Below are 23,040 nucleotides of genomic sequence, written 5' to 3'. Positions count from 1 at the left end.
TCAGCTCTGATATTGCTCGCCGGCGTTGCTGATCACACCGGTGTTCTGTGGGCCCGGCCGTTTGGTGACCTGCAGCCTTTCGGGCAAAAGCCCGCGCGGCCTGATCAGCAGCGTAACGACGATGATCAGGCCGATGAGAATATATTGAAGCGTTCCCGCATAGAGCTGAAGCTCCTGCGGCGCCAGGCTCGAGAGCACATAGCCGCTGGCAACCCAGCAACCCCAGACGACGAAGGTGCCGAGCATCGCGCCGAGATTGTTGCCGGCGCCGCCGACGATCAGCATCGCCCAGATCTGGAACGTCAGGATCGGCGCCAGGTCTTGCGGGCTGATGAAGGCGTAGAACGTGGCGTAAAGCCCGCCCGCAAGCCCCATGATCACCGCACCGATAACAAAAGCTTCGAGGCGCACGCGGGCCGGGTTCTTGCCCAGTGAACGGGCCGCCGTCTCGTCTTCGCGAATGGCCCGCAGCAGCCGCCCATAGGGCGATGAAACGAGCCTCGAAAGGCCGGCATAGACAATGATGAGCAACACGACCGCCAGCGCCAGGAAAAACAGGCTGTAGAGGAACGGATTGTCGATCAGCGCCTCAAGCGGGCGTTCGAAGCCGCGAATGCCCTTGGCGCCGCCGGTAAGGTAAGTGGCATTGCGCACGAAGGCCTCGATGGCGATGGCGATGCCGAATGTGGCGATCGCCAGATAGTCGTGCCGCAGTCGCGTCGTCGCAAGGCCGACAAGGATTGCCAGCAGGCCGGCCGCCGCGGCGCCGCCGGCCAAGGCGAGCGGCCAGGGCAGGCCGAAGCCGCCGAACTCGCCGCCGCGCTCGGGCCCGCCGAGGATGATCATGATGTATGCGCCGGTTCCGAAGAAGGCCACGACACCGCCATTGAAGATGCCGGCATTGCCCCATTGCAGGTTCAGACCGAGGACCGCGATGGCAAGGATCGCGGTAATCGTCAGGAAGAACACGAGATAAGAAACGAACCCGATCATCGCGCCTCTCCAAACAGGCCGTTGGGGCGGATGTAGAGTGTCGCCAGTATGACGAGGAACGGGATCGCCGGTTTGTAACCCGCCGGCAGCAGCAGGATGGCGAAGGAGGAGGCGAGCCCGACGATGAAGCCGCCGAGCATCGCACCCGTCACGCTGCCAAGCCCGCCGACGATGGCGGCGGCAAACAGCGACAGGACGAGATCGCGTCCCATGACCGGGCTGAGCTGGTTGTCGATGCCGTAGAGCACGCCTGCGATGGCGGCGAGCCCGCCGCCGATGATCCAGGTCAGCCGGATCATGGAGGGCAGGGCAATACCGTTGACTTGCGCCAACGTCGGATTTTCAGCGACCGCGCGCAGCGCGAATCCAAGCGTCGTGCGGGTCAGCAGAAGGTGCAGCGCGGCCATCGCGGCAACGGCGATAAGCAGGATCGCGACCTGGTCCGGCTTGATCAGCAGCAACGGATCGCTGCTGACCATCGTGGCGAAGGAGATCGCGTCGGTAAAGCGCTCCGTCCGCAGGCCGAAGACAAGGGCAATCAGGTTGCGCATGATCAGCGCGACGCCGAAAGAGGCGAAGACCATCGTCAGCGGCCCGGCCGTGTCGCGCAGCCGGCGGAAGACGAGCCGGTCTATAAGCACGGCGGTGAAGCCGGTCAGGATGGCGGCTGCCAGGGTTGAAAGCGCCAGCGCCGCCGACATGGAAAACGGACCGATCAGATTGGCGAGCGGCGGCGCGATGCCTGAAAGCACGGCATCGAATGTGAGCGCGCAATAGGCGCCGACCGACAGCAGCTCGGCATGGGAGAAATTGGCGAACCGCAATATGTGCATCACCAGGGTCAGTCCGATCGCTCCGAGCGAGAGGATCGAGCCGACCAGCACGCCGTCAAAGAGGGCCTGGATCATGCCGCCCCCTTTCGCCTGCCGCCGAGATAGATTTCCGCGACCGCCGGGTCATCGAGAATATCGCCCGCCGGGCCGTCCATCTGGTTCTGGCCGTCGGCAAGGATGTAGGCCCGGTCGGAAATGCCCAGCGCCATCCTGGCATTCTGCTCGACGAGCAGCACCGATACGCCGTCGCCGGCGATCTTGCCGATCAGTTCAAGCACATCCTGGCTTGCCTTGGGCGACAGCCCCGCCGTCGGCTCGTCCATCAGGATGATGCGTGGCTCGGCGATCAGCGCCATGGCGATGGCCAGCACCTGTCGCTGGCCGCCGGAAAGCCCGCCGCCGCGCACGGAGCGGCGTTCCGCCAGGGCCGGAAACAGATCCAGCATGGCCGCGATGCGGGTTTCGGGCGCTGCCCGGCAGCGCCGGGCGGCGAGCGCCAGGTTCTGCGATACACTCAGCGTCGTGAATATGTTGGCGGTCTGAGGCACATAGGACAGGCCGAACCGGCCGAGACGGTCCGGGGCGATGCCGAGGAGGTTCCGTGCTTCCAGCGTTATCGCGCCGCCTTCGACAATGACGAGGCCGGCGATGGCCTTGATCAGGGTCGATTTGCCGGCGCCGTTCGGTCCGATGACGGTAACGATTTCGCCGCTGTTCACATGCATCGACACGCCGTGCAGGATCGGCAGGCCGCGCTTGTATCCGGCGGTAAAGTCCGACACGTTCAGGAACGGCGCGGCGTCAGGCATCGACCGTCGCTCCCAGATAGGCGTTCAGCAGTGTCTCGTTGGACTGGGCGCCGGCCGCGTCGCCCTCATAGATGATGCGGCCGTTCGACATGGCCACGATGGTGTGGCAATGGCGCATGACAAGATCCATGTCGTGCTCGATGACGAGGAATGTGCAGCCATCCGCGTTGAGCTGCTCGATCTTCTCGATGAGCACCCGCGTCAGGGTCGGATTGACCCCGGCCGCCGGCTCGTCGAGCATGATCATCTTCGGTGTACTCATCAGCACGCGCGCCAATTCCAGGAGCTTCTGCTGACCGCCGGACAGTTGGCCGGCAGCCTCCTCGGCGACGCTTTCAAGGGTCGTGAAGGCGAGGACCTCGCGCGCCCTTTCGGCGATCTCGCTTTCTCTCCGGTCGATCCTGCGCCGCGCAACGACGGGAACCCAGAAATGCTCGCCCGGCTGGTCCGGGGCGGCGAGCATCAGATTCTCGAAAACCGACATGGCGGCAAACGGCTTGGGGATCTGGAAGGTCCGCGCCAACCCGTGATGATAGACGCCGTCCGGCGTCAGCCCGCCGATCTCCTTGCCCCGGAAGCGGATCGAGCCGCTGTCGCATGCCTGTTCGCCGACAATGGCATTGAAAAGGGTCGACTTGCCGGCGCCGTTCGGCCCGATCAGCCCGGTGATCGAGCCTTCCTTGACGTTGAGCGAGACCCGGTCCACGGCCTTGAAGCCGCCGAACGACACGCTGACATCGCGTGTCTCAAGCAGGTCCGGAGCGGCGGCGGTCACCGAACGCCCCCGAGATTGTATTTCATGATCCGGCCGTGGCGGCCCGTCTTGTCGCTTTCAAGGCCGTATATCCTGCCGTTCGGGCCGGTGCGGCGGTCGAGCACGGCGGTGATCGCCGCGCGGTCGCGGTCGTCAAGCCGCAAGTCGAAGATCGTTTTGGTTTCGGCGAGATGGTCGGCGGTGCGCGCGCCGATAATGACCGCGCCGACCTGCGGCTGGTCCATGACCCAGCGGCTGGCCACGGCGCCGATCGTGACTCCGTGCCGGTCGGCGACGGACTTGAGCGCATGCAGGAGATCCTGGAACAGCGGCCAGCCGCCGAACTCGTCGATAATCAGCCGGTATTTGACCAGCGACCGGTTCTCGAAGGCGAAACCCGGATCGGCTGCACCGAGCCAGCGTTCGGTCAGGAAACCGCCCGCCAGCGTTCCATAGGCGAGGATGAGCATCCGGTTCGACGCACACCAGTCGGTAAAGGCACCGGCCGGCCTGTGGTCCAGCAGCGAATACTGAACCTGTGAGGAGACCAGGTCCATGCCGGCATCGATGAAGGGCTGCATCGCCGCCTCGCTCCAGTTGGTGGCGCCCAGATGCTGGATCTTTCCCCTGGCCTGGATGTCCTTGAGGCACGCGAGGACTTCATGGGGGCGGCCGACTGACAGGTCCCACCAGTAGAACTGGACAAGCGGCAGGCGCTCCAGCTGCAGCCGGCGCAGCGACCGGTCGATGATGGCTTCGATATCGGCCGGCGTGACCGAGGCAAGGCGGTCGAAATCGGGCACCAGCTTCGTGTGTACCTTGATCCGGTCGACGGCCTCCTCGCCACGGCTCTGGCGCATATGACCCACAAACGTGCCGATCATCTCCTCGACGCCGGTATAGATGTCGGCGCAGTCGAATGCGTTGATGCCGGCATCGAAGAAGCGTTCCATATCGGCGATGGAGCGCTGCCGGTCGACGGGGCCGTGGTCGCCGGCAAGCTGCCATCCGCCCTTGATGATCTGGGAGCATTCGTAACCGGGACGCAGCGATACCAGTTCAGCCATTGTCATCCGCCTTTTGCCAGTAGGGCGTGCCGCGCGCATCGGGCAGGCCGGATGTGCCGGCGTGGGTGAAGCGGCGCTTTTTCAGCCGGGTGATACGGAAACGGCCGCCGCAATGGGGGTCCGGGCAGGCAATCTCCGCATCCGTGGTCATCCAGTCATTGTCGTCCGTCACCCGCTGTTTGGCGGGCAGGAACGGCAGCAATGCGGCCAGCGGATACATGGGAAACCGGTCGACATCGGGGAAAACGAGGTTCTCGCCCTCGACCAGGAAATAGGCGCCTTCCGGATGGTTGCAGACCATCGGCTTGTCGCCGGCTACGACCTCGACCTTGAGGTCAAAAAGCTCGAAAGGTCTTTCCTCCACTGGCATCCCCGTCTTTTTGTGATATGTTATTTGTGATATCTTACACGAAAAGGTGCGCCGCACCGGCCGAAAAGTCAAGTTCAGCCCGGTGGATCGAAGCAACCGTTGCCGCGCACTTGAGAAGCGGGAGAGCCATGTGAGCCAGGAAAGCGCTGCGGAATTCCCGGAAACATCGTTCGAAAAGGCCGAAATCGGATCGGCCAGGCCGGATATGGAGCCGGCGAGCGGCATGCCGGGTCTCGGTCCGGCACGGCAGGTAAACCTGCGCGAACTGGTCTATGACCAGCTCAAGGATGCTTTCATGGTGGGCTATTTTGCCCCCGGAGATTATTTGAACCTGCGTGAGTTGGCGGACCGCTTTGAAACCAGCATCACGCCGGTGCGCGAAGCGGTCAGGCGGCTCGTGGCGGAAGGTGCGCTGATTGACGCACCAGGGCGGGCGCTGCGAGTCCCGCCGCTTCGACGCGCCCACCTGATCGATCTCAGGCAGGCACGCATCGGTATCGAATCGATGATAACCGAGATGGCGGTCGCCCGGGCGACACCGCATGATCTAGACGCACTCGGGTCCATACTGGACGGGGCCGTTTCAAAGAACCCCAAGACGCCGATCGACGAGCTGACGTCGAACCGGAAGTTTCACTTTTCCCTATACGGGATCGGCGGATCGCCGACGCTCTTCCGCTTCGTCGAGAGCCTGTGGCTGCAATATGGGCCGTTCCTGAACCTGATCCACTACACGATCGATCCCGATATCCGCGGCAGCCACAAGGACCACCGCCGCATCATCGCCGCCGCCCGCGACGGCGATGCATTGGCCGCCAAACAGGCGCTTGTCGCCGATATCTCGCGGTCCTTCGATATTCTCGACGCTTACACCCAGGACAGCGCCGATTAGGACGGTCTTCGGCCGGTCCGGGCCGCAACGTCAGTCAGGCTTGTTCGGGCTCCGGTTTTGTGTGGGCCATCCATGGCGTAGGATCGCGGGGATTTGGATATTCGGATCGGTGGAACACCATGCGCGGCGAAATCAGAATGGGCTGGATTGCTTTTGCGGCCGCTGGTTTTTGCGCTGTTCTGCTTGTCGCGATTCTTCTTTTGAGAGACGATCCGGGCGAAAAACCCTATCTGCGGGTTCTCGGCGGCAGTTTCATTTTCAACTACCGCGTCTCCGATATCTACATGGGATTCACCGCGGTGCCGGGAAAACCCATTCCGGTCGGCACCATGCTCGTTGTCACCTTCGAAAATCCATCCGGCGATACGCCCTTCGTTGTGACCCGGCAGATCGGCCTGCCGGACCGTTCCATCTCCGTTCGCAGCCCGTCCATGCGCGGCGTCAGGGCGGGTGTTCCCTATGCGGTCACACTGGAGCTGCGCAGGACAGGCACCGGCGAACCCTTCTGGAACCATGCCTTCTCGATCAGCTCCAATATCGACGATGACATCATGCCTGATGAACCGACAGTCATCGGCCCGGGCTATCACCGTCCCGTGCCGAAGTCCGATTGACGCCAGGGAACGGGGTGCAAAATGCGCCCGGTGCGGGACAGAAAACGGTACCGTGTCGTCCGCCATTCCCTCCTGAGCACCGGATGAGCCCGTACGGGCCGCAGCATGGATATCGCCTCGCCATGCTGTCCGTTCTTGATCAATTGCCGGGCAAAGCGCTGTGCGATCCAGGCGCGCCGCCATTTGAGCACATCGGCGGAGACGCCGTATCGGCGCAAGCGGCGGAAGGCATGGCAGATGGCGAGCCAGTTCCGTTTGGGTTGGATGAGATATCGGCCAGCCGTGCGCCGGCCATCCAGGTGATAGTGCAATACGGGATCTGCCGTGACGGCCACGCTGGTGGTGGCGAGCAGCGCGCTCCAGAACCAGGTGTCTTCATCAATGGTGATTGTTTCCGGAAAGCGGATATCGGCGAGAGCCTCGGCGCGCACCAGTCCGCTTCCCATGGATATGGGCGGTGCGCCGTTGAGCAGATACAGATCCGCATTGTCCGTTACATTGCCACCGTATCCCGCAGGCACCCGGACCAGATCCTCTTGCCCGGGCGTCACCCGCACGGAGGTTCCGATGGCAAGGCCTGCGCCGTATTCCAGCGCGCCTGCAAGCTTTGCCAAACCGCCCGCCAGCAGAATGTCGTCTGCATCGATAAAATATAGCAACGGGCACGATGCCTGTTCGAGCCCGGCATTTCTTGCCGCCCCGGCGCTCCCCGCCTGCACGCAACGGACCGTCAGGGGCAGCTTCAGCGCTCCGGCTGCGGAATGGGCTCGCTCGGCGGTCCCGTCGGAGCACCGGTCGTCGATCAGGATGATTTCGCCGATCAGATCGCGGTCCGGTGCCAGGCTGGCCAGCACATCACCGATGGTGCGCGCGGCGTTGTGGGCCGGTATTATGACGGAAACCGCGGACAAGGTTCTATTGGACCTCGAAATAGCCCCGCTTCCTCACAGAATCGTAGCAGCGCTTGAATGGCGATACTGCATCGATCCCGAGTGAGCGCAGGCCGTCGACAACCGGCGGCGCCGCGTCGAGAGGTGAACGGATCCACTCATAGGCCTTCCGGCCCGCCAGAACCGACGGGCTGGCGACGACATATCCGCCCAGAGACTTCACATGGCCTATCCTGCGCATGCCGGCATACATGCTCGAGGTGACCGTCGGCGTCCCGGTTTTCAGATAGACATGATGGCCGTTCGGTGAGCGGGCGACCGGCGCGTTGGCAACCAGTTCGTCATGGTCCGCCCGCCACTGGTTGAAGTGGCTGGAACCGTCGAAATCAAGCACCAGCAACCCGTCAAATCCGCCGAGAATGCCCACATTGCCGGTAAAGCCGGTAAACCATCCCGAAACCTCTTCCTCCGTCGGCGGCTTCTGCGAGAAGTGGAAGCACAGGGAGGTGAATGCGAGTTCCTTCAGCAGTTTTCGCCGTGTTTTGAAATGCAATGGCGCATAGCCCATTGCCTCGATGTCGAGATGCTTGCCGCCGTGGCGCAAGGGCAGGGGAACATAGCCCCGGCGAAACAACGACAGGGCGTTGTCCATTACATCACGCAGAAATTTGTCCGCCATATTGTCGACGAAAACCCTCGCAGCCCAACCCGCCGGTAAATGGCGGCAGGCCTATAAGCCTTGTTCCAGGCATACCCATTTCAGGTGTTGAACGCCTTGCGGCACTATGGACCGTCCTGACGACGTTGCAACCGCGTATTCGCCGGACGATGTCTAGTTATAAACAAGTATTTTGTGTTATTTCGAATATTTTTTCGGAAAGGAGGATTGTAGGCGCGGCACATACATCAAATAGACTAGGTTTTTATTTATAGTTGTAGTTATCGCCGTCTTATCGTTTAGGTTTCCGTGTCATTGATCGAACAGGTGACAGTGCACCTTTCGGTTGCCCACCTTCGTTGCTTTCGGCTCCTCGAGGGCGCAGCGCTCGAACGCATGCGGGCAGCGGTCGCGCAGCCGGCAGCCCGAGGGCGGGTTGCGCGCATCCGGCGCGCCGGCCTTGATCGGCAGTGCGTCGTGCGACTGGTCCGGATGCGGCACGGGAACCGCGGCGACAAGCGCCTTGGTATAGGGATGCATGGGCTCGCGAACGATGTCCTCGGTGGGGCCGTCCTCGATGATGCGGCCGAGATACATCACGATCGTGCGCTCGCACACATAGCGCACCAGTGCCAGGTCGTGACTGATATAGATGGCGGTCAGCCCGAGATTTTCGCGCACCTCGCGGAAGAGATTGAGAATGCCGGCCCGCACGCTCACATCGAGCATGGAAACCGGCTCGTCCGCGACGACGAAGGAGGGCTCGAGGATAAGGGCCCGCGCCATCACCACGCGCTGCAGCTGGCCGCCGGACATCTGGTGCGGAAACCTTGAAAGAAACTGGTCCGGATTGGGCAGGTGCACCAGCTCCATCGCACTGCGGATACGGTCGGCCTGTTCGCTCTTGGCGATGCCGGCATTCTCCAGCGGTTCGGCCAGGGACTGCGCGATCGTGAACCGCGGATTGAGGGCCTCGAACGGGTTCTGGAAGACCATCTGGGCGCGTGTGCGGAAGCGTTTCAGCTGCTCGCCCTGGCAATCGGCGAGATCTTCGCCCTCGAACAGGATCCGCCCTTCCGTCGTCTCTTCCAGCTTCAGGAGCAACCGGCCCATCGTCGTCTTGCCGCAGCCGGATTCACCCAGCAGGCCGACGCTCTCGCCCCGTCTCAGCGAAAAGTCGACGCCGTCGACGGCCTTGACCAGCGTCGTAGTGCCGCGCATCGCCGCCAGCAGCGGATTGCCCACCGCGAAGTGCTTGCGCACATTGCCGACCTCGATCATCGGCTTTTCTTCGCCCTTCCTGGTATCCGGCTGCTGTTGCGTCATGCCATGGCCGCCCAGGTCTCGGATTTTGCCGCATCGCCGCGCAGCGTTTCCGCCTCGTCGGATCTCAGGCAGGCCGCAAAATGCCCGCCGCCGACATCGGAAAGGGCGATCTCGCCGCTGGTCGTGCAGCGGTCCTGGGCGAACGGGCAGCGCTGTGCAAACCGGCAACCGGTCGGCGGGTGCCGCAGGTCCGGCGGATGTCCTTCGATGGGCGTCAGCACGCCGGCGCTCGACTGCAGGTCCGGAAAGGCGTTGTACAGACCCATCGTGTAGGGATGGTACGGTTTCGTCAGCACCGTTTCCGTATCGCCCGATTCAACCACGCGCCCGGCATACATGACGACGATGCGGTCGCACACATAGGCAACGACCGAGATGTCGTGTGTCACGAGAATCACGGATATACCGAGTTTTTCCTGTAGGTCCTTGAGCGTGTCGAGTATCTGCCGCTGCACGATGACGTCGAGCGCCGTCACAGGCTCGTCCGCAATGACCAGCTTGGGATTGAGCGCGAGCGCCAGCGCGATGGCAACACGCTGGCGCATACCGCCGGAGAACTGGTGCGGATAATCCTTGAGGCGCCGCGGCTCGATGCCGACCATGTCGAAGAGTTCCTCGGCGCGCCTGCGGGCATCCTTCCTGCTGTGGCCGCCGCGCTGGACCAGCACCTCGTTGAGCTGATGTTCGATCCGGTAGACCGGATCGAGCGAGTTCATGGCGCTTTGCGGAACGAAGGCGATGTCGCGCCAGCGAAGGCGGTTCATCTCCGTCTCGCTCATGCTCATCAGGTCGGCGCCGTCGAAGATCGCTTCGCCGCCCTCGATCGACGCGTTCTTTGTCATGACCCGCGTCAGCCCGCGCGCGACGGTCGTCTTGCCGCAGCCCGATTCCCCAACCAGCCCGACAATCGATCCGCCGGGGATCGAGAACGTCGCGTCGTCCACCGCCCGCACTTTTTCATCACCCACCGCGTAGGAGATCTTGAGGCCGTTGACGCGAAGAATATCACCGTCCATCCGCGCCTACTCCTTCAGCTTCGGAAACAGGATTTCCTCATAGCCGCGGCTGATGAAGAAACCGGCAACCACCACAAGCACGATGCAGATGCCGGGCGGCACGAACCAGTAATAGCCGCCGGTCGACAGCGCCTGGCTGGCATAGGCGTCCTGCAGCATGTAACCCCAGGAAATGGTTTCCGGGTCGCCGAAGCCGAGGAAGCTGATGGCGGCTTCGGTCAGGATGGCCCAGCCGATGGCGATGGAGCCGTATAGGAAGCTCAGCGGCAGGATGTTCGGCGCGATATGGCGGAACACGATCTTGAGGTCCGACGATCCGGCGACCCGCGCCGCGTCGATATAGGCGCGGGTGCGCAGCGTCAGCACCTGGCTGCGGATGACCCGGCCGGTGTCGCGCCACAGGATCAGCGCCATCGCGAACACCACATTCCAGATGGATGGCTCGAGAAAAGCCGAAAGCACGATCACGAAGGGCAGGAACGGGATGCCGAATGCGATATCGGCCGCCCGCATCAGGACAACATCGATCCAGCCCCGGAAATAGCCGGCCAGCAGTCCGACGACGGTGCCGATGACCGCGACCATGAAAGCCGCCGTAATGCCGATCAGCAGCGCGCTGCGCGATCCGTAGATAAGTTGCGAATAGATATCGCGCCCCAGGCTCGTCGTCCCGAGGACGAAGCCGTCCTCGCCCGGCCTGAGATCGGCGGCGAGCTGGTAGTCCGCGGTGAACAGGATCTCCAGCGGATTATGCGTGGCGAGCTGGTCGGCGAACACGGCCACCAGGATGAAGACCGCATAGATGATAAGGCCGGCAAGGGCAAAGGGGTCGTCCAGCGGCAGATGAATGCGTTTGATCAGCCGAAGGATGGTTCCATCCTTCACCGGTTCCGCCCGCGCCGTTTCGCTATGCATGGGAAACCCTCGGATCGAGCAGGCTGTAGAGCAGGTCCGCCAGAAGGTTCATCAGGACCACCACGACGGCGATCATCAGAAAGGCCCCCTGTGCCAGCGGATAATCGCTCGCCGAAACCGCATTGACCAGTTCGCGCCCGAGGCCCGGCCACGAGAACACGGTCTCGACCACCACATTGCCCTGGATCTGGTAGCCGACGGCTATGGCGAAGGAGGTCATGACCGGCAGCAGCGCGTTGCGCGCCGCATGGCGAACGACGACCGTCCAGTTGGAAAGCCCCTTGATGCGGGCCATGGTGACGAAATCCTCGTTCATCACTTCCAGCATGTTGGAACGCATCAAAAGCAGCGGCAGGCCCTGGCTGTAGATGGCAAGTGTCAGGGCCGGCAGCACCAGGTGGGATAGAAAATCCCGCGAGGTATAAAGGGCGAGATAGCCGTCATACTCCGAGCCGGGGCTGCGCGTTCCGCCAGCCGGAAACCAGCCCAGGGTAAAGCTGAAGACGGCGAGCAACAGCATGCCGAGCCAGAATTCGGGCATCGCCCGCGTCGTCAGAACCAGCGGAATGGTCGCCCGTTCGGCGACGCTGTCGCGTTTCCAGGCCAGCCACGCGCCGACGATGATGCCGAACAGATAGGCGACGATCAGCGAGCTGAAGGTCAGGACGAGCGTATTGGGAAGCAGCTCCAGCACCCGCTCGCCCACCGGCTGGCGGTAGAAGAAACTGTCGCCCAGCTCGCCCTGCAGAAGATTTTTCAGATAGATGAAATATTGTTCCCACAGCGGCCGGTCGAGCCCGAACTTCGCCATCAGCAATTGCTGCTGCTCTTCGGTGAAGGTCGGATCGATATAGGCTGCCAGCGGATTGGTCGGCATCAGCCGGAACATCAGGAACAGGATGGTGGCGACCGCCCAGAGCACAAAGACCAGTTGCGCCAGGCGGCCGCCTATTTGCTTGAATCCGAGAATGGTTCGGTTCCTCCGGCTTGGCGCAGTCTTATTGCGCCAGCGTTTCCTTCACACCATCCGGATAGTGGAGGGCGCCACCCTTGATCTCGTAGCCGGCGTCCTCGAGGATCGATTTGGCCACATCCGTGCCGGTCTGGAAATCATTGACCGACTGATTGTGCCAGAAGCCGAGTGCCGGTGAAATCACCGAATTCGACTTCACCGCAAAGCCGCGGAACGCAGCGCCGACAATGAGATCGCGGTTGATCGCGTAGGACAGGGCCTTGCGGAATTCCGCGTCATCGAATGGCGGGCGGCGGTGGTTGAAGGCGACGTAGCGGAAGCCCATGTCCACGGTCGAGACCACTTCGAGATCGCCGTCCTGTTCCATCAGGTCGAGCAGGATCTTCGGATCGCCCGAGAAATCGGCGAGGAAGTTGATCTCGCCGGAGCGGAGCATGCCGATGGCGGCTTCCACATTGGGAACAATCCGAAGGATCCAGCGCTCTGCCTTGGGAGGCGAAAAGTGATCCTTGTTTGCTTCAAGCACGACTTCCTCATTGGTCGCCCAGCTTGAGAACTTGAACGGACCGGAACCGATCGGTGTTTCTTCCTGGTAGTCCTCGGCATTTTCTTCCTTGGTCGCGAGATCGGCCAGCACCGGTTCCCACACGTGCTTGGGAATGATGTTGAGCTTTGCGAGGCTGGCGGTCAGGAACGCCGCCGTCGGATTGACCAGCTTGAAGGTGATCTTGTTTCCGTTGGTCTCGATGCTCTCGATATTGCCGACAAACGGCTTGTACATCGGCGCCTCGTCGCCCATCGCGGCTTCGAACGAGAACTTGACGTCGTCGACCGTGACCGGCTTGCCGTCATGCCACTTCATGTCGTCGCGCAGGGTCAGCTCGATGGTCTTGTCGTCAAGCCATTCATAGCTTTCGGCGGCCCATGGCTGCGGCAGACCGTCCGGTCCGATGCGCAGAAGCCGGTCCCAGATCAGTTCCGTGATCCAGCTGTCCGTGCCGCCCGAGATCCACAGCGGGTTGATGCCCTGGATGTTGTCGGACGAATTGAGGATGATGTCCTTCTGATCGCCCGTCGGCTCCATGGAAATGAACGTCCAGGTGTTCTTGATGCCGATGCCGCCCTGGTCGATCACCGTTGCCGGGTTCCAGACCGTCTTGTCGAAGGCGAATGTCGATTTCGGGTGGACCAGCATCAGGTTCGGCTGGTCGGCGGCCAGGATCGACTGGGCCTTGTGCAGCAGTTCCTTGCGCTTGTCCGGATCCGTCTCGACGCGCTGCGCTTCCACGGTCGCATCCAGTTCCGGATTGCTGTAGCCGATGAAATTATAGCCTTTCGGGGCAGTCGATGAGTGAAACAGATTGTAGATCAGCTCGTCCGGATCGGAGCGCTCCGGGCGGCCCACCATCTGCCAGCCGGTCGTGTCCCACTTGTCGCGATTGTACCAGACAAGATCGGCCATCTGTTCCCAGGGCATGACGTCGACCTTCACGTCGAGCCCGAGCTTGCGCCACTCCTGCGCGATCAGCTGCACGAACTGGAATTCCTGTGGCTGTGCCGCCTGCGGACGCGTCGTGAGCGTGATCTCCCTGATCTTGTCACCGGCCGCGAAGGCCGATGTGGCTGCCGCCGTTCCCGCGAGCAGGACGGCCATGGTCAAAAACTTCCTCATGTTCCATTCTCCCTGGTGATTGTCGTTTTTTGCGGTTCCTATCCGACCTTCAGGTCAGCGACCGTTTGCCCGTCGGACACCTTTGGCGGTGTCGCGAAGGCTGTTTTCGAATGGGAAAGACCCATTGAAACGAGTGTTTCGGCCTGTTTCAGCGCTGCCTTCCCGGCATTGAGGAACGGCACGCCGACCGAGGCGGAGATTTCGTCCGCCATGTCGAGGAACGACATGGTCATGCAGCCGAAGATCACGGAATCGGCGCGATCCTGTTCGACGCATTGCGTCGACACCTCGACAAGCCGCGATTTGGTCGCCTTAATGTCGGTCATCAGCTCAAGCACCGGAATGCCGGTCGCCCGCACGGATGCAAGCTTTTCGCGCACGCCGGCCTTCACGGCCAGATATTCCTGACCCGCGATCAGTGAATCGAACAGCGTCAAGACGCTGAATTTGTGGCCGAGGGTCGCGGCGAGCAGCATGGAGGATTCGCACGGTCCGACAACCGGCATGGATACCAGTTCGCGGGCCGCCTCAAGGCCGGGATCGCCGAAGCAGCCGATGATGGCCGCGTCGAAGCCTTCATCCTCCAGGCGCATCAGCAAATCGAGCGTCGGCGGGATTGAAAGCGCCTCCTCATAAGCCGATTCAATCGATGCAGGGCCGGTGGGAACGTCCCTGACTTCCACCTGTGTGCCCTCGAAAGCCCAGCTGTTCAGCAGCTTTTCCCGGCGGGTGACCTCGGCGGCACCCATCGGGCCTTTTGACATTGGTCCAGGAACGGCATAGGCGATGCGCATGACAATCAATCCGAATTTGACAGTTACTGTTTCATACAGTAAAACACTGTTTTAATTTTCAAGAGTACGTGAAACTTTTGGTTCATGCAAGTCCCGGCGCGAAAGGTTTGAAATGAGCGATTCAAGGGATTACCGGATTGCAGCCGTCGACCGTGCGCTCAGCGTATTGGAGGTCCTCAGCGAAAAAGGGGAGCTGGGGGTCACGGAAATGGCGGCGGAACTCGGGATGACGAAGAGCCTGGTGTTCCGAATTCTCCACACGCTGGAAGCGCGCGGCTATGTGGCCAAGAATGACGCCAACGCACTTTACGCCCTGGGCTACCGGGCCTGGCACCTCGGCGACGAAGCGGCCAAGAAGCGCGGACTGCTGCTTGTTGCGGAGCCGCAGATGGATGCCCTCAGGGACCGCTTCAACGAGAATGTCAACCTGATTGTGCGCGACGGTCTGAACGCCCTGGTGGTTACCACCCGCGAAAGCCGGCACTCCATGCGCCTTTATGCGGCGCCCGGCCGGCATGGTCCTCTGCATGCGGGAGGCGGGTCCATGGTCCTGCTTGCCTATGCGCCGCCGGAAGTGCAGGACGAAACGCTTTCAGGACGGTTGACGCATTTCGCATCCCGGACCATCACCGATCCCGAAGAGCTGCGAAAGAAACTGATGCGCATTGCGTCGGATGGCTTCCATGTGACACGCAACGATCTCGACGAGGGCGCCTTTTCCGTCGCGGCTCCCATTAACGGTCCCGGTGGCGATGTGGTCGCCGCCATCTCCGTGGCCGGCCCCGTTGCGCGACTCGACAAGGATCTTCAGAGCCGCATCCTGAAGGACGTTCTTGCCTCCGCCGCAGCCATTTCGCATGGCCTGGGCGCACCCTCCGACCAGCCGGTCGTCGCCGCGCAATAGCAACCGGGTTTAAGGCTTTCGCGCCGTCGCGCGAGGCGCGGATACACGCACGGCGTGTTCGCATTTCTCTCAGTCAACCGATGTTTTGAAGCCGTCCCGCCGGTGACGGCCCTTGATTTGCGACCGCAAGCTTGTTATTCGTAAAACAAAACAGTGTTTTACTGATTGAAACAAGAAGGTGATTGCCAATGGCGCAGCACCGTAACGTACAGTGAGGAGATTCCCGATGAATGAAATTGAAAAAGCACTCCTGTCCGACGTCAGTCTCGACGAGCCGTGGGGCCTGGTGGAGAGTTTTTCGACGTTCAAGCGGGAACATCCCGCAGATGTAGACCGCGGCATGGAGGAAGTGGTCTCCAGGCTGAGAAATCACGGTGTCGAGGTGACGGTCCATCAGCCGAACCTTTATCTCAGCATTCCCGGCCAAGCCCGTATCGAGGCGAACGGCAAGACCTTCCGCGCCAAGCCCCCGGCTTACAGCCTCGACGCCCGCAATGGTCTTGAAGGCGAACTGGTCTATATCGGCGCAAACCAGGCCGACGATATCGACACGATCTTCGACAAGAAGCTCGACCCGACCCGCGACGTGCGTTCGCTGATCGAGGGCAAGATCGTCATCTCAGAAGGTTTCGCCAGCCCCGGCATGATCGCGCAGTTCGAGGAACTGGGGGCGATCGGCGTCATCGGCATCAATCCTGGCGTCGATATTCACTGGGGCATCTGCACCACGGTGTGGGGAACGCCCGACCTCGACGACCTGCCGCGCAAGCCCAACGTCGTCTCCGTCGCCGTCAGCAATCCCGACGGCCAGGAACTGATCGAGATCGCCAAGGCCGGCGGCACCATCAAGATGTTCACCGAAATGGAAGAGGGCTGGTTCCGCTCCAAACTGCCGGAAGTGTTCATCCGCGGATCGAAAGAACCGGAAAAATACGTTCTCCTGCACGGCCACCTGGACAGCTGGGACGTCGGCGTTGGCGACAATGCGACCGGCGATGCGACGCTCATGGAGGTCGCGCGCGTCCTGTGGAAGAACCGCGACAAGCTGGACCGTTCGGTGCGCATTGCCTGGTGGCCCGGCCACTCGACCGGCCGCTATGCAGGCTCGACCTGGTTCGCCGACGAATTCGCCATCGATCTGGAGGAAAACTGCGTCGCCCAGGTCAATTGTGACAGCCCCGGCTGCCGCTGGGCCACGGAATTCCTCAACCTGTCGCGCATGTCGGAAACCGACGCCTTCATCGCCAAGGCCATCGAGGACGTGGCGGGCAAGCCGACCTTCGGCGAGCGGCCGCACCGCGCCGGCGACTACTCCTTCAACAATATCGGCATCTCAAGCTATTTCATGCTGTCCTCGACCATGACCGAGGCGATGCGCGAGGAAAAGGGCTACTACGCGGTCGGCGGCTGCGGCGGCAACATCGCCTGGCACACGGAGAACGACACGCTCGAAATCGCCGACAAGGACATCCTGCTGCGCGATATAAAGCTCTACGCACTGGCGGTCTTCCGCAACGCCAACGCCGAAGTCCTGCCGTTTGACTGGCGCGAGACGACGCGCGAGTTCCTGGCGACCATCGGCACCTATCAGCAGCGCGCCGGCGACCGTTTCGATCTCGGACCGTCAAAATCGGCCGCCGAAGATCTGCATGCGGCGCTCGAGACCTTCTATGGCGGCGTGTCCTCCGGAGCGGTTTCGCCGGGTGATGCCAACGCGGTCATCCAGGATCTGGCGAGGATCCTTGTGCCGATCAACTTCACCCGCGAAGCCCGCTTCCGCCACGACCCGGCGCTGACGGTGCCGCCGCTGCCGACGATTTCGGTCGCGACCGAACTCGATCACCACACCAACGGTACCGAGGGCTTCGCACTGACGCAGCTCACCCGCGGCCAGAACCGACTCGTCTCGGCCCTGCGCCAGGCGAAGCGGCAGGTCGAACGGCTGAACCCGGCATAAGCCCGTGCGGGCGGCCTGGTACAGGCAGACCGGGCCGGCCTCCGATGTATTGGAGACCGGTTCGCTTCCTGACGATACAGCCGGGCCGCCCGGGCCCGGCGAAGTCCGGGTGCGCATCCGCGCTTCCGGCATCAATCCCGCCGACGTCAAGCGCCGCGCCGGCTGGGGCGGCCTTGCCATGGAGCACGATTGCGTCGTGCCGCATGCCGACGGCGCCGGCATCGTCGAGGCCGTCGGCGAGGATGTGTCGTCCTCCTGGCAGGGCCAGCGGGTCTGGATGCGCAATGCCCAGGGCGGCTATGGCGAAGCGGGCCGAGCCTTCGGAACCGCGGCCGAGTATGTTTCATTGCCTGTCGCGCAGGTTTTTGCCCTGCCAGAACCGCTCGGGTTTGCGCAGGGCGCCTGCCTCGGCATTCCTGCACTGACGGCCTATGCGGCCGTGTTCGGCGACGGTCCGGTCACAGGCAACACGGTTCTCGTGACCGGGGCGGCCGGCGCCGTCGGTCATTTTGCCGCCCAGTTCGCGCATGCGGGCGGCGCCCGGGTCATCGCCACGGTCAGCTCCGAGGAAAAGGCGGCACATGTCCGCGCCGTCGGTGTTGACGATATCCTGTTCCGGCATGACGAAGATATCGCCGCACGGGTCATGGAAATGACCGGCAATGATGGCGTCGACCGGATCGTCGAAGTGGATTTTGGCGCCAATCTCGGCATCACGCGGCAGATCATACGCCCGCATTCGGTGATCGCCGCCTATTCCTCGACCGCCGAGCCGAACCCGGTTCTGCCCTACTACGATTTCGCCTTTCGCGGTGCGACCCTGCGCTTCATCCAGGGGTTCCTGCTGACGCCTCGGATACTGGAAGCGGCGGTCGCCTTCATCGCCAGGCTGGCCGGCGACGGGCAACTGACCGTGGCGCTGGCGCGGCAGCTTCCGCTTGAGCGCATCGCCGAGGCCCATGAGCTGGTAGAATCCGGCAACGCCATCGGCAATGTCGTGCTCGAAATCCCGAATTGAAGCTGAAACGCGGGGCCGAGGCCCCGCGCAACCCGACCGCTATTGCGCCGCCGTGGCCTCTTTCTGCAATTCCGGATCGACCCCGGTCCAGGCCGTCCGGTCGAGATCGAGATCCGGAAAGTCGTCCGGATTGAGCACCGGGCGCTGTACGCCCGCCTTCAACTGGCTGCGGAAATCTTTCAGGATGCGCAGACAGGTCGGCAACAGCATCATGATCACCACCAGGTTGACGACGGCAAGGATCCCCATCAACGGGTCTGAGAAGAAGAACACCGACGTCGCGCCCGGGGCGGTCGCGCCCAGAAAGACGATGCAGATGACGATGATCCGCAGCGCATTCGTGGCCATGGCGCTCTTGGTCATCACCGTCAGCGCGTTTTCACCCAGATAGTAGTTGTAGATGATTGAGCTGAAGGCAAAGAGCAGGATCATCAGCGAAAGCAGGTATTGCGACCATTCGCCGAGATGCGAGACGAGCGATTGCTGCGTCAGCGCGATGCCGTCGATCCCTTCTGCGCCCGGCTGGTAAACGTCGCCGAGCAGCACGATGAATGCCGTGCAACTGCAGATGAAGATCGTGTCGATGAAGACCGAGAACGCCTGCGTGATGCCCTGGCTGACGGGATGCCGCACATCGGCCGTCGCCGCGACATTCGGCGCCGAGCCGAGGCCGGCCTCGTTGGAGAACAGGCCGCGGCGCAGACCTTGAGCGATCGCCGCGCCCATGCCGCCGCCGACCACTTCCTCGAAGCCGAAGGCATTGCTGAAGATGCTGGCGATCACGCCTGGCACCGAACCGATATTGAGCACGATCACCACCAGCGCCATGAGAATGTAGCCGAACGCCATGATCGGAACGATCACGTCGGCTGCCTTGGCGATCCTGTGGATGCCGCCGAAGACGATGAAGCCGGCGACCACGGCCAACAGCAGCCCGGTCCACAGCCGGTCGATCCCGACACTGTCCTGGACGGCGCCGGCGACGGTGTTGCCCTGAAACGCGTTGAAGCCCAGCGCAAAGGCCGCGATCAGGCAGACCGCATAGACCACCGCGAGCCAGTGGAATTCCTGGCCGAGGCCATGGATGATCGAGCGTGCCGGCCCGCCGCGGAAGTCGCCATTCGCCTCGCGGCGCTTGTAGAGCTGCGCCAGCGAACATTCGACAAGGCTGGTCGCCATGCCGACGAGCGCAATGGCCCACATCCAGAACACCGCGCCCGGCCCGCCAAGCGTGATGGCGACCGCGACACCGGCGATGTTTCCGCCTCCGACACGCCCGCCGACGGATATCAGCAGCGCCTCGCGCGCCGAGATCGCATTCGGATCGCCGGTCTGGTTTGAGCCCGACAGAACGCGGAACATGCGCCTGAAGAACTGGAATTGCACGAAACCGGTCAGGACGGTGATGAAGACTCCGAAGATCACCAGGAGCGGTATCAGCGCCCATCCCCAAGTCAGAAATTCGATAAGGCCGAAAAGGTCGCGCAGTGCCTGCATATCCCCCTCCCTTGGTTTCGGAATTCATCGATTCCGGGAAGATTGCATCGTTAACGACCTTACAACACATACCAGAGTCGCCGGTTTTGGCTAAGCGCTTAGTCGGCCCTATCAACCGTTATTAAACAAGGCCGCACGGTTGCCGACGGTCGGCGCCAGCGGCGGTTCAAAGCCCGGTTGACTTATTCGTTCGACCGAATTAATAATTAGGAAAGAGGAGATCGTGATGGCCCGGGTGACGGCGGAACGTGTGAAGGAAAGCAAGCGGGAGCTGCTGGATGCGGCGCGCAGCGTTCTTCTGACCGAGGGATATTCGGGGCTGTCGACGCGCCGGGTCGCCGAAGCGGCGGGCACGCAGATGAGTCAGATCCAGTACCATTTCGGCTCCAAGGAGGGCATGATCCTGGCGCTCTTTGAATATCTGAACGGTCAGTTGATCGACCGTCAGACGCGGACTTTCGGCGACCCGGATCTGAGTATCTCCGAGAAGTGGTCGCTGTCCTGCGATTACCTCGATGAGGATATCGAGTCGGGATATGTGCGTGTCCTGATGGAGTTGACGGCGGTGGGCTGGAGCAATCCCGCGATCGGCGAAGCGGTTCGCGCTGCGCTGTCAAACTGGCGCGAGCTGATCGTCCGCCTGACGCGCGAGTTTGAAGACAGCTACGGCACCCTCGGACCCTTCGAGGCCGAAGAGATCGGCGCGCTGGTCAGCGCCGCCTTCATCGGCGCGGAGGCGGCGATCCTGCTTGGCTATGAAAGCCCGGATATACCCTTCCGCAAGGCCCTGCGCCGGTTCGGGACCGTCATCGAGCATTTCGAGAAAACAAACCCGGAGGAGTAGGTCATGCGCGCGATGTTGCCTCACACGACCGGAACCGTCGACCGCGGCGATGTCAGTCTTCACTATGAAGTTTACGGGCAGGGGCCTCAGACGATCGTCTTCGTGCCGACATGGGCGATCATCCACTCGCGCTCATGGAAAGCCCAGATCCCCTATTTCGCCGAATATTTCCGGGTGGTCACATTCGACCCCAGGGGCAATGGCCGCTCCAGCCGCCCCGACACGCCGGACGGCTATGGCCTGGACGCTATCATCGACGATGTGGTCGCGGTCATGGACGCCACCGGAACCCGATCCGCCGCTCTGGTCGGATTTTCCTTCAGCAGCGCCGTTGCCTATGCGGTTGCCGCCGCCTGGCCCGAGCGGGTGACGGCGGTGGTTTCCAGCGGCGCATGGACGCCGATCGTCGAACCTTACAGTGAGCGTTTCGCCACCTATGAGGACGATATCGCCGAGCCGCAGGGCTGGCAGAAATACAACCGCCGGCACTGGCGGCGCGACTATCCCGACTTCCTCGAATTCTTCTTTTCAAAGATTCACAACGAACCGCATTCGACAAAGCAGCGGGATGACGCATTGGGTTGGGGCCTTGATGGCGACGGCGAGATGCTCGCCATGACCCAGGACGGCCGTTTCGACGGCGCGCCGCTTATCGACGAGGCCATGTACAGGCGCGTAAGCTGTCCCGGCCTGCTGGTGGTCGGAGACGCCGACGAGATTGCACCGCCCGAAGGATCGCACAGGATCGCCGAAATCACCGGCGGCGAGTTGCAGGTCTATCCGGGTGGCGGGCATGCCGTTCACGGGCGTTTCCCGGCCTGGTTCAACACGAAAATGCGCGACTTTCTTGCAAAGCATCTGGGCACCCGCAAGCCGGTGCGCCGCAAACCGGAAGGCGAGAAGCGGGTGTTATACCTGTCCTCCCCGATCGGTCTGGGCCATGCCCACCGCGATCTTGCCGTAACGCGCGAGCTCAAGGCGCTGCATCCGGATCTGAAGGTCGACTGGCTTGCGCAGGACCCCGTCACGCGGTTTCTCGATGCCAACAACGAGCGCATTCATCCGGCCAGCAGGCTGCTGGCAAACGAAAGCGCCCATATCGAGGACGAATGCGGCGAGCACGATCTTCATGCCTTTCAGGCCATCAGGAACATGGACGAGATCCTGATCAAGAACTTCATGGTCTTTCAGGAAATCCTGGAGGAGGAGCACTATGATCTGGTGATCGCGGACGAGGCCTGGGACGTCGACCACTACTGGCACGAACATCCCGAACTGAAGCGGGCGCAGATTGCCTGGTTCACCGATTTCGTCGGCTGGGTGCCGTTTGCCGAGAATGGCGCGCGCGAAGCTTTTCTGACCACGGACTACAATGCCGAAATGATCGGCCACGTGGAAAACAATCCACAGATCCGCGACCGGGCGATTTTCGTCGGCGGGCGGCAGGATATCGCCGATCTGGGCTTTGGCGATCAGTTGCCCCGGATGCGCGACTGGATACCCCGGCACTACGAGTTCGCCGACTACATTATCGGCCGGCACCCGTCCGAGTTCGGCACGCGGGACGATCTGCGCGCCGAATTCGGCTATGACGACGGACGCACGACATGCATCGTATCGGTAGGCGGCTCTGGCGTCGGCGCGACGCTCATCCGCCGTATCCTTGCCGCCTATCCGCTCGCCAAGGCACGCATCCCCGATCTGCGGATGATCGTGGTCACCGGTCCGCGCCTCGATCCCGCGATGTTCGACGCGCCGGACGGCGTAGAGATGCACGCCTTCGTTCCCGGCCTCGACCGGCATCTGGCGGCCTGCGACCTGGCCCTGGTGCAGGGCGGCCTGACCACTTGCATGGAGCTGACCGCGGCGGCCACGCCCTTCATCTATTTCCCGCTCCGCAATCACTTCGAGCAGAACTTCCACGTCGCCAGCCGTCTGGAGCGGTACAATGCGGGGCGCAAGATGATCTATGCCGAAAGCGATCCGGACCGGATCGCCGCCGTCATGACCGAAGAACTCGCCGCGCCGCGCGTTCCGCATCCCGTGGCCAGGGACGGCGCGGCAAGGGCGGCGGCAATGCTGCAGGATCTTCTATAAGAGGGTGCCGGCGAGTCGGTGCCATCCATTTCTCGGGGATAATCCGTTGCTGACATCGCCTGGACGGACAATTGCCCGGCCTGAGAGATAGGTAACAAAACGTACCGGACACATAGGTAACACTTTTCGCTTTTGCGTGAGGTGTCG

The 23,040-nt window shown here is 62.3% G+C and carries 22 protein-coding genes; 7 read left to right on the top strand and 15 right to left on the bottom strand.

Annotated features, from left to right (window positions below):
• The 6 genes from OOZ53_RS12465 to OOZ53_RS12440 are packed head-to-tail and all read right to left on the bottom strand — an operon-like array spanning position 1 to position 4,826.
• Positions 1-993, bottom strand: coding sequence for a branched-chain amino acid ABC transporter permease (locus OOZ53_RS12465; RefSeq protein WP_271089901.1), 993 nt, complete (start codon positions 991-993; stop codon positions 1-3).
• Positions 990-1,901 carry a branched-chain amino acid ABC transporter permease gene (locus OOZ53_RS12460; RefSeq protein ID WP_271089900.1) on the bottom strand — a complete coding sequence of 304 codons (912 nt, stop codon included), beginning with the start codon at positions 1,899-1,901 and terminating at the stop codon, positions 990-992. The genes OOZ53_RS12465 and OOZ53_RS12460 overlap by 4 nt, the downstream gene beginning before the upstream one ends.
• Entirely contained in the window at positions 1,898-2,635 is a 738-nt protein-coding gene (locus OOZ53_RS12455; RefSeq protein WP_271089899.1) for an ABC transporter ATP-binding protein, read from the bottom strand. The genes OOZ53_RS12460 and OOZ53_RS12455 overlap by 4 nt, the downstream gene beginning before the upstream one ends.
• Positions 2,628-3,410 carry an ABC transporter ATP-binding protein gene (locus OOZ53_RS12450; protein ID WP_271089898.1) on the bottom strand — a complete coding sequence of 261 codons (783 nt, stop codon included), beginning with the start codon at positions 3,408-3,410 and terminating at the stop codon, positions 2,628-2,630. Before OOZ53_RS12450 ends, OOZ53_RS12455 begins: the two co-directional genes overlap by 8 nt.
• Positions 3,407-4,456, bottom strand: coding sequence for an aldo/keto reductase (locus OOZ53_RS12445; protein ID WP_333780595.1), 1,050 nt, complete (start codon positions 4,454-4,456; stop codon positions 3,407-3,409). Before OOZ53_RS12445 ends, OOZ53_RS12450 begins: the two co-directional genes overlap by 4 nt.
• Positions 4,449-4,826, bottom strand: coding sequence for a TIGR04076 family protein (locus tag OOZ53_RS12440; protein WP_271089896.1), 378 nt, complete (start codon positions 4,824-4,826; stop codon positions 4,449-4,451). The genes OOZ53_RS12445 and OOZ53_RS12440 overlap by 8 nt, the downstream gene beginning before the upstream one ends.
• Before the next feature lie 130 nt (positions 4,827-4,956).
• Here OOZ53_RS12440 and OOZ53_RS12435 point away from each other — a divergent pair, with 130 nt between their 5' ends.
• Together OOZ53_RS12435 and OOZ53_RS12430 are read left to right on the top strand one after the other, a co-directional pair.
• Positions 4,957-5,718: a GntR family transcriptional regulator gene (locus tag OOZ53_RS12435; RefSeq protein WP_271089895.1), complete on the top strand. Its 762-nt coding sequence runs from the start codon at positions 4,957-4,959 to the stop codon at positions 5,716-5,718.
• 119 nt (positions 5,719-5,837) lie between these two features.
• Positions 5,838-6,332 carry a hypothetical protein gene (locus OOZ53_RS12430; RefSeq protein ID WP_271089894.1) on the top strand — a complete coding sequence of 165 codons (495 nt, stop codon included), beginning with the start codon at positions 5,838-5,840 and terminating at the stop codon, positions 6,330-6,332.
• Here OOZ53_RS12430 and OOZ53_RS12425 read toward each other — a convergent pair.
• The 8 genes from OOZ53_RS12425 to OOZ53_RS12390 all read right to left on the bottom strand — a co-directional run bounded on the left by OOZ53_RS12425 (position 6,305) and on the right by OOZ53_RS12390 (position 14,576).
• Positions 6,305-7,243: a glycosyltransferase family 2 protein gene (locus OOZ53_RS12425; protein ID WP_271089893.1), complete on the bottom strand. Its 939-nt coding sequence runs from the start codon at positions 7,241-7,243 to the stop codon at positions 6,305-6,307. The genes OOZ53_RS12430 and OOZ53_RS12425 overlap by 28 nt on opposite strands.
• Before the next feature lie 4 nt (positions 7,244-7,247).
• Positions 7,248-7,901 (bottom strand): bifunctional DNA primase/polymerase, encoded by a 654-nt coding sequence (locus tag OOZ53_RS12420; RefSeq protein ID WP_271089892.1) that lies wholly within the window; start codon positions 7,899-7,901, stop codon positions 7,248-7,250.
• A gap of 291 nt (positions 7,902-8,192) precedes the next feature.
• Entirely contained in the window at positions 8,193-9,206 is a 1,014-nt protein-coding gene (locus OOZ53_RS12415; protein ID WP_271089891.1) for an ABC transporter ATP-binding protein, read from the bottom strand.
• Positions 9,203-10,222, bottom strand: coding sequence for an ABC transporter ATP-binding protein (locus OOZ53_RS12410; protein WP_271089890.1), 1,020 nt, complete (start codon positions 10,220-10,222; stop codon positions 9,203-9,205). Before OOZ53_RS12410 ends, OOZ53_RS12415 begins: the two co-directional genes overlap by 4 nt.
• A 6-nt stretch (positions 10,223-10,228) precedes the next feature.
• Entirely contained in the window at positions 10,229-11,137 is a 909-nt protein-coding gene (locus OOZ53_RS12405) for an ABC transporter permease (protein WP_271089889.1), read from the bottom strand.
• Positions 11,130-12,077 carry an ABC transporter permease gene (locus tag OOZ53_RS12400; RefSeq protein ID WP_271090146.1) on the bottom strand — a complete coding sequence of 316 codons (948 nt, stop codon included), beginning with the start codon at positions 12,075-12,077 and terminating at the stop codon, positions 11,130-11,132. Before OOZ53_RS12400 ends, OOZ53_RS12405 begins: the two co-directional genes overlap by 8 nt.
• Positions 12,078-12,135: 58 nt before the next feature.
• Positions 12,136-13,782 (bottom strand): ABC transporter substrate-binding protein, encoded by a 1,647-nt coding sequence (locus OOZ53_RS12395; protein WP_271089888.1) that lies wholly within the window; start codon positions 13,780-13,782, stop codon positions 12,136-12,138.
• 38 nt (positions 13,783-13,820) lie between these two features.
• On the bottom strand, positions 13,821-14,576 hold the full coding sequence (locus OOZ53_RS12390; RefSeq protein WP_271089887.1) for an aspartate/glutamate racemase family protein: 756 nt from the start codon (positions 14,574-14,576) through the stop codon (positions 13,821-13,823).
• A 112-nt stretch (positions 14,577-14,688) separates the two neighbouring features.
• Between OOZ53_RS12390 and OOZ53_RS12385 the strand changes: the two genes are divergently transcribed.
• The 3 genes from OOZ53_RS12385 (at position 14,689) to OOZ53_RS12375 (ending at position 18,455) form a co-directional block, all read left to right on the top strand.
• Positions 14,689-15,480 (top strand): IclR family transcriptional regulator, encoded by a 792-nt coding sequence (locus tag OOZ53_RS12385; RefSeq protein ID WP_271089885.1) that lies wholly within the window; start codon positions 14,689-14,691, stop codon positions 15,478-15,480.
• Between the two features lie 226 nt (positions 15,481-15,706).
• Complete coding sequence (locus OOZ53_RS12380) at positions 15,707-17,437, top strand: M28 family metallopeptidase (protein ID WP_271089883.1); 1,731 nt, start codon at positions 15,707-15,709, stop codon at positions 17,435-17,437.
• A 4-nt stretch (positions 17,438-17,441) separates the two neighbouring features.
• A complete protein-coding gene (locus OOZ53_RS12375) occupies positions 17,442-18,455 on the top strand; it encodes an NADPH:quinone reductase (protein ID WP_271089882.1) in 1,014 nt (337 codons plus the stop codon).
• Between the two features lie 39 nt (positions 18,456-18,494).
• Here the strand turns inward: OOZ53_RS12375 and OOZ53_RS12370 are convergent, their stop codons facing one another.
• A complete protein-coding gene (locus tag OOZ53_RS12370) occupies positions 18,495-19,952 on the bottom strand; it encodes an alanine/glycine:cation symporter family protein (RefSeq protein WP_271089881.1) in 1,458 nt (485 codons plus the stop codon).
• Between the two features lie 226 nt (positions 19,953-20,178).
• On the opposite strand from OOZ53_RS12370, the gene OOZ53_RS12365 reads away from it, so the two are divergent.
• Together OOZ53_RS12365 and OOZ53_RS12360 are read left to right on the top strand one after the other, a co-directional pair.
• Positions 20,179-20,796, top strand: coding sequence for a TetR/AcrR family transcriptional regulator (locus OOZ53_RS12365; protein WP_271089880.1), 618 nt, complete (start codon positions 20,179-20,181; stop codon positions 20,794-20,796).
• A gap of 3 nt (positions 20,797-20,799) precedes the next feature.
• Positions 20,800-22,893, top strand: coding sequence for an alpha/beta hydrolase (locus OOZ53_RS12360; protein WP_271089879.1), 2,094 nt, complete (start codon positions 20,800-20,802; stop codon positions 22,891-22,893).
• Positions 22,894-23,040: the final 147 nt, after the last annotated feature.

The organism is Allohoeflea poritis (assembly GCF_027889715.1).
In the GTDB taxonomy this organism is placed as follows: domain Bacteria; phylum Pseudomonadota; class Alphaproteobacteria; order Rhizobiales; family Rhizobiaceae; genus Hoeflea_A; species Hoeflea_A poritis.
This window is presented reverse-complemented; position numbering and strand designations above follow the sequence as displayed.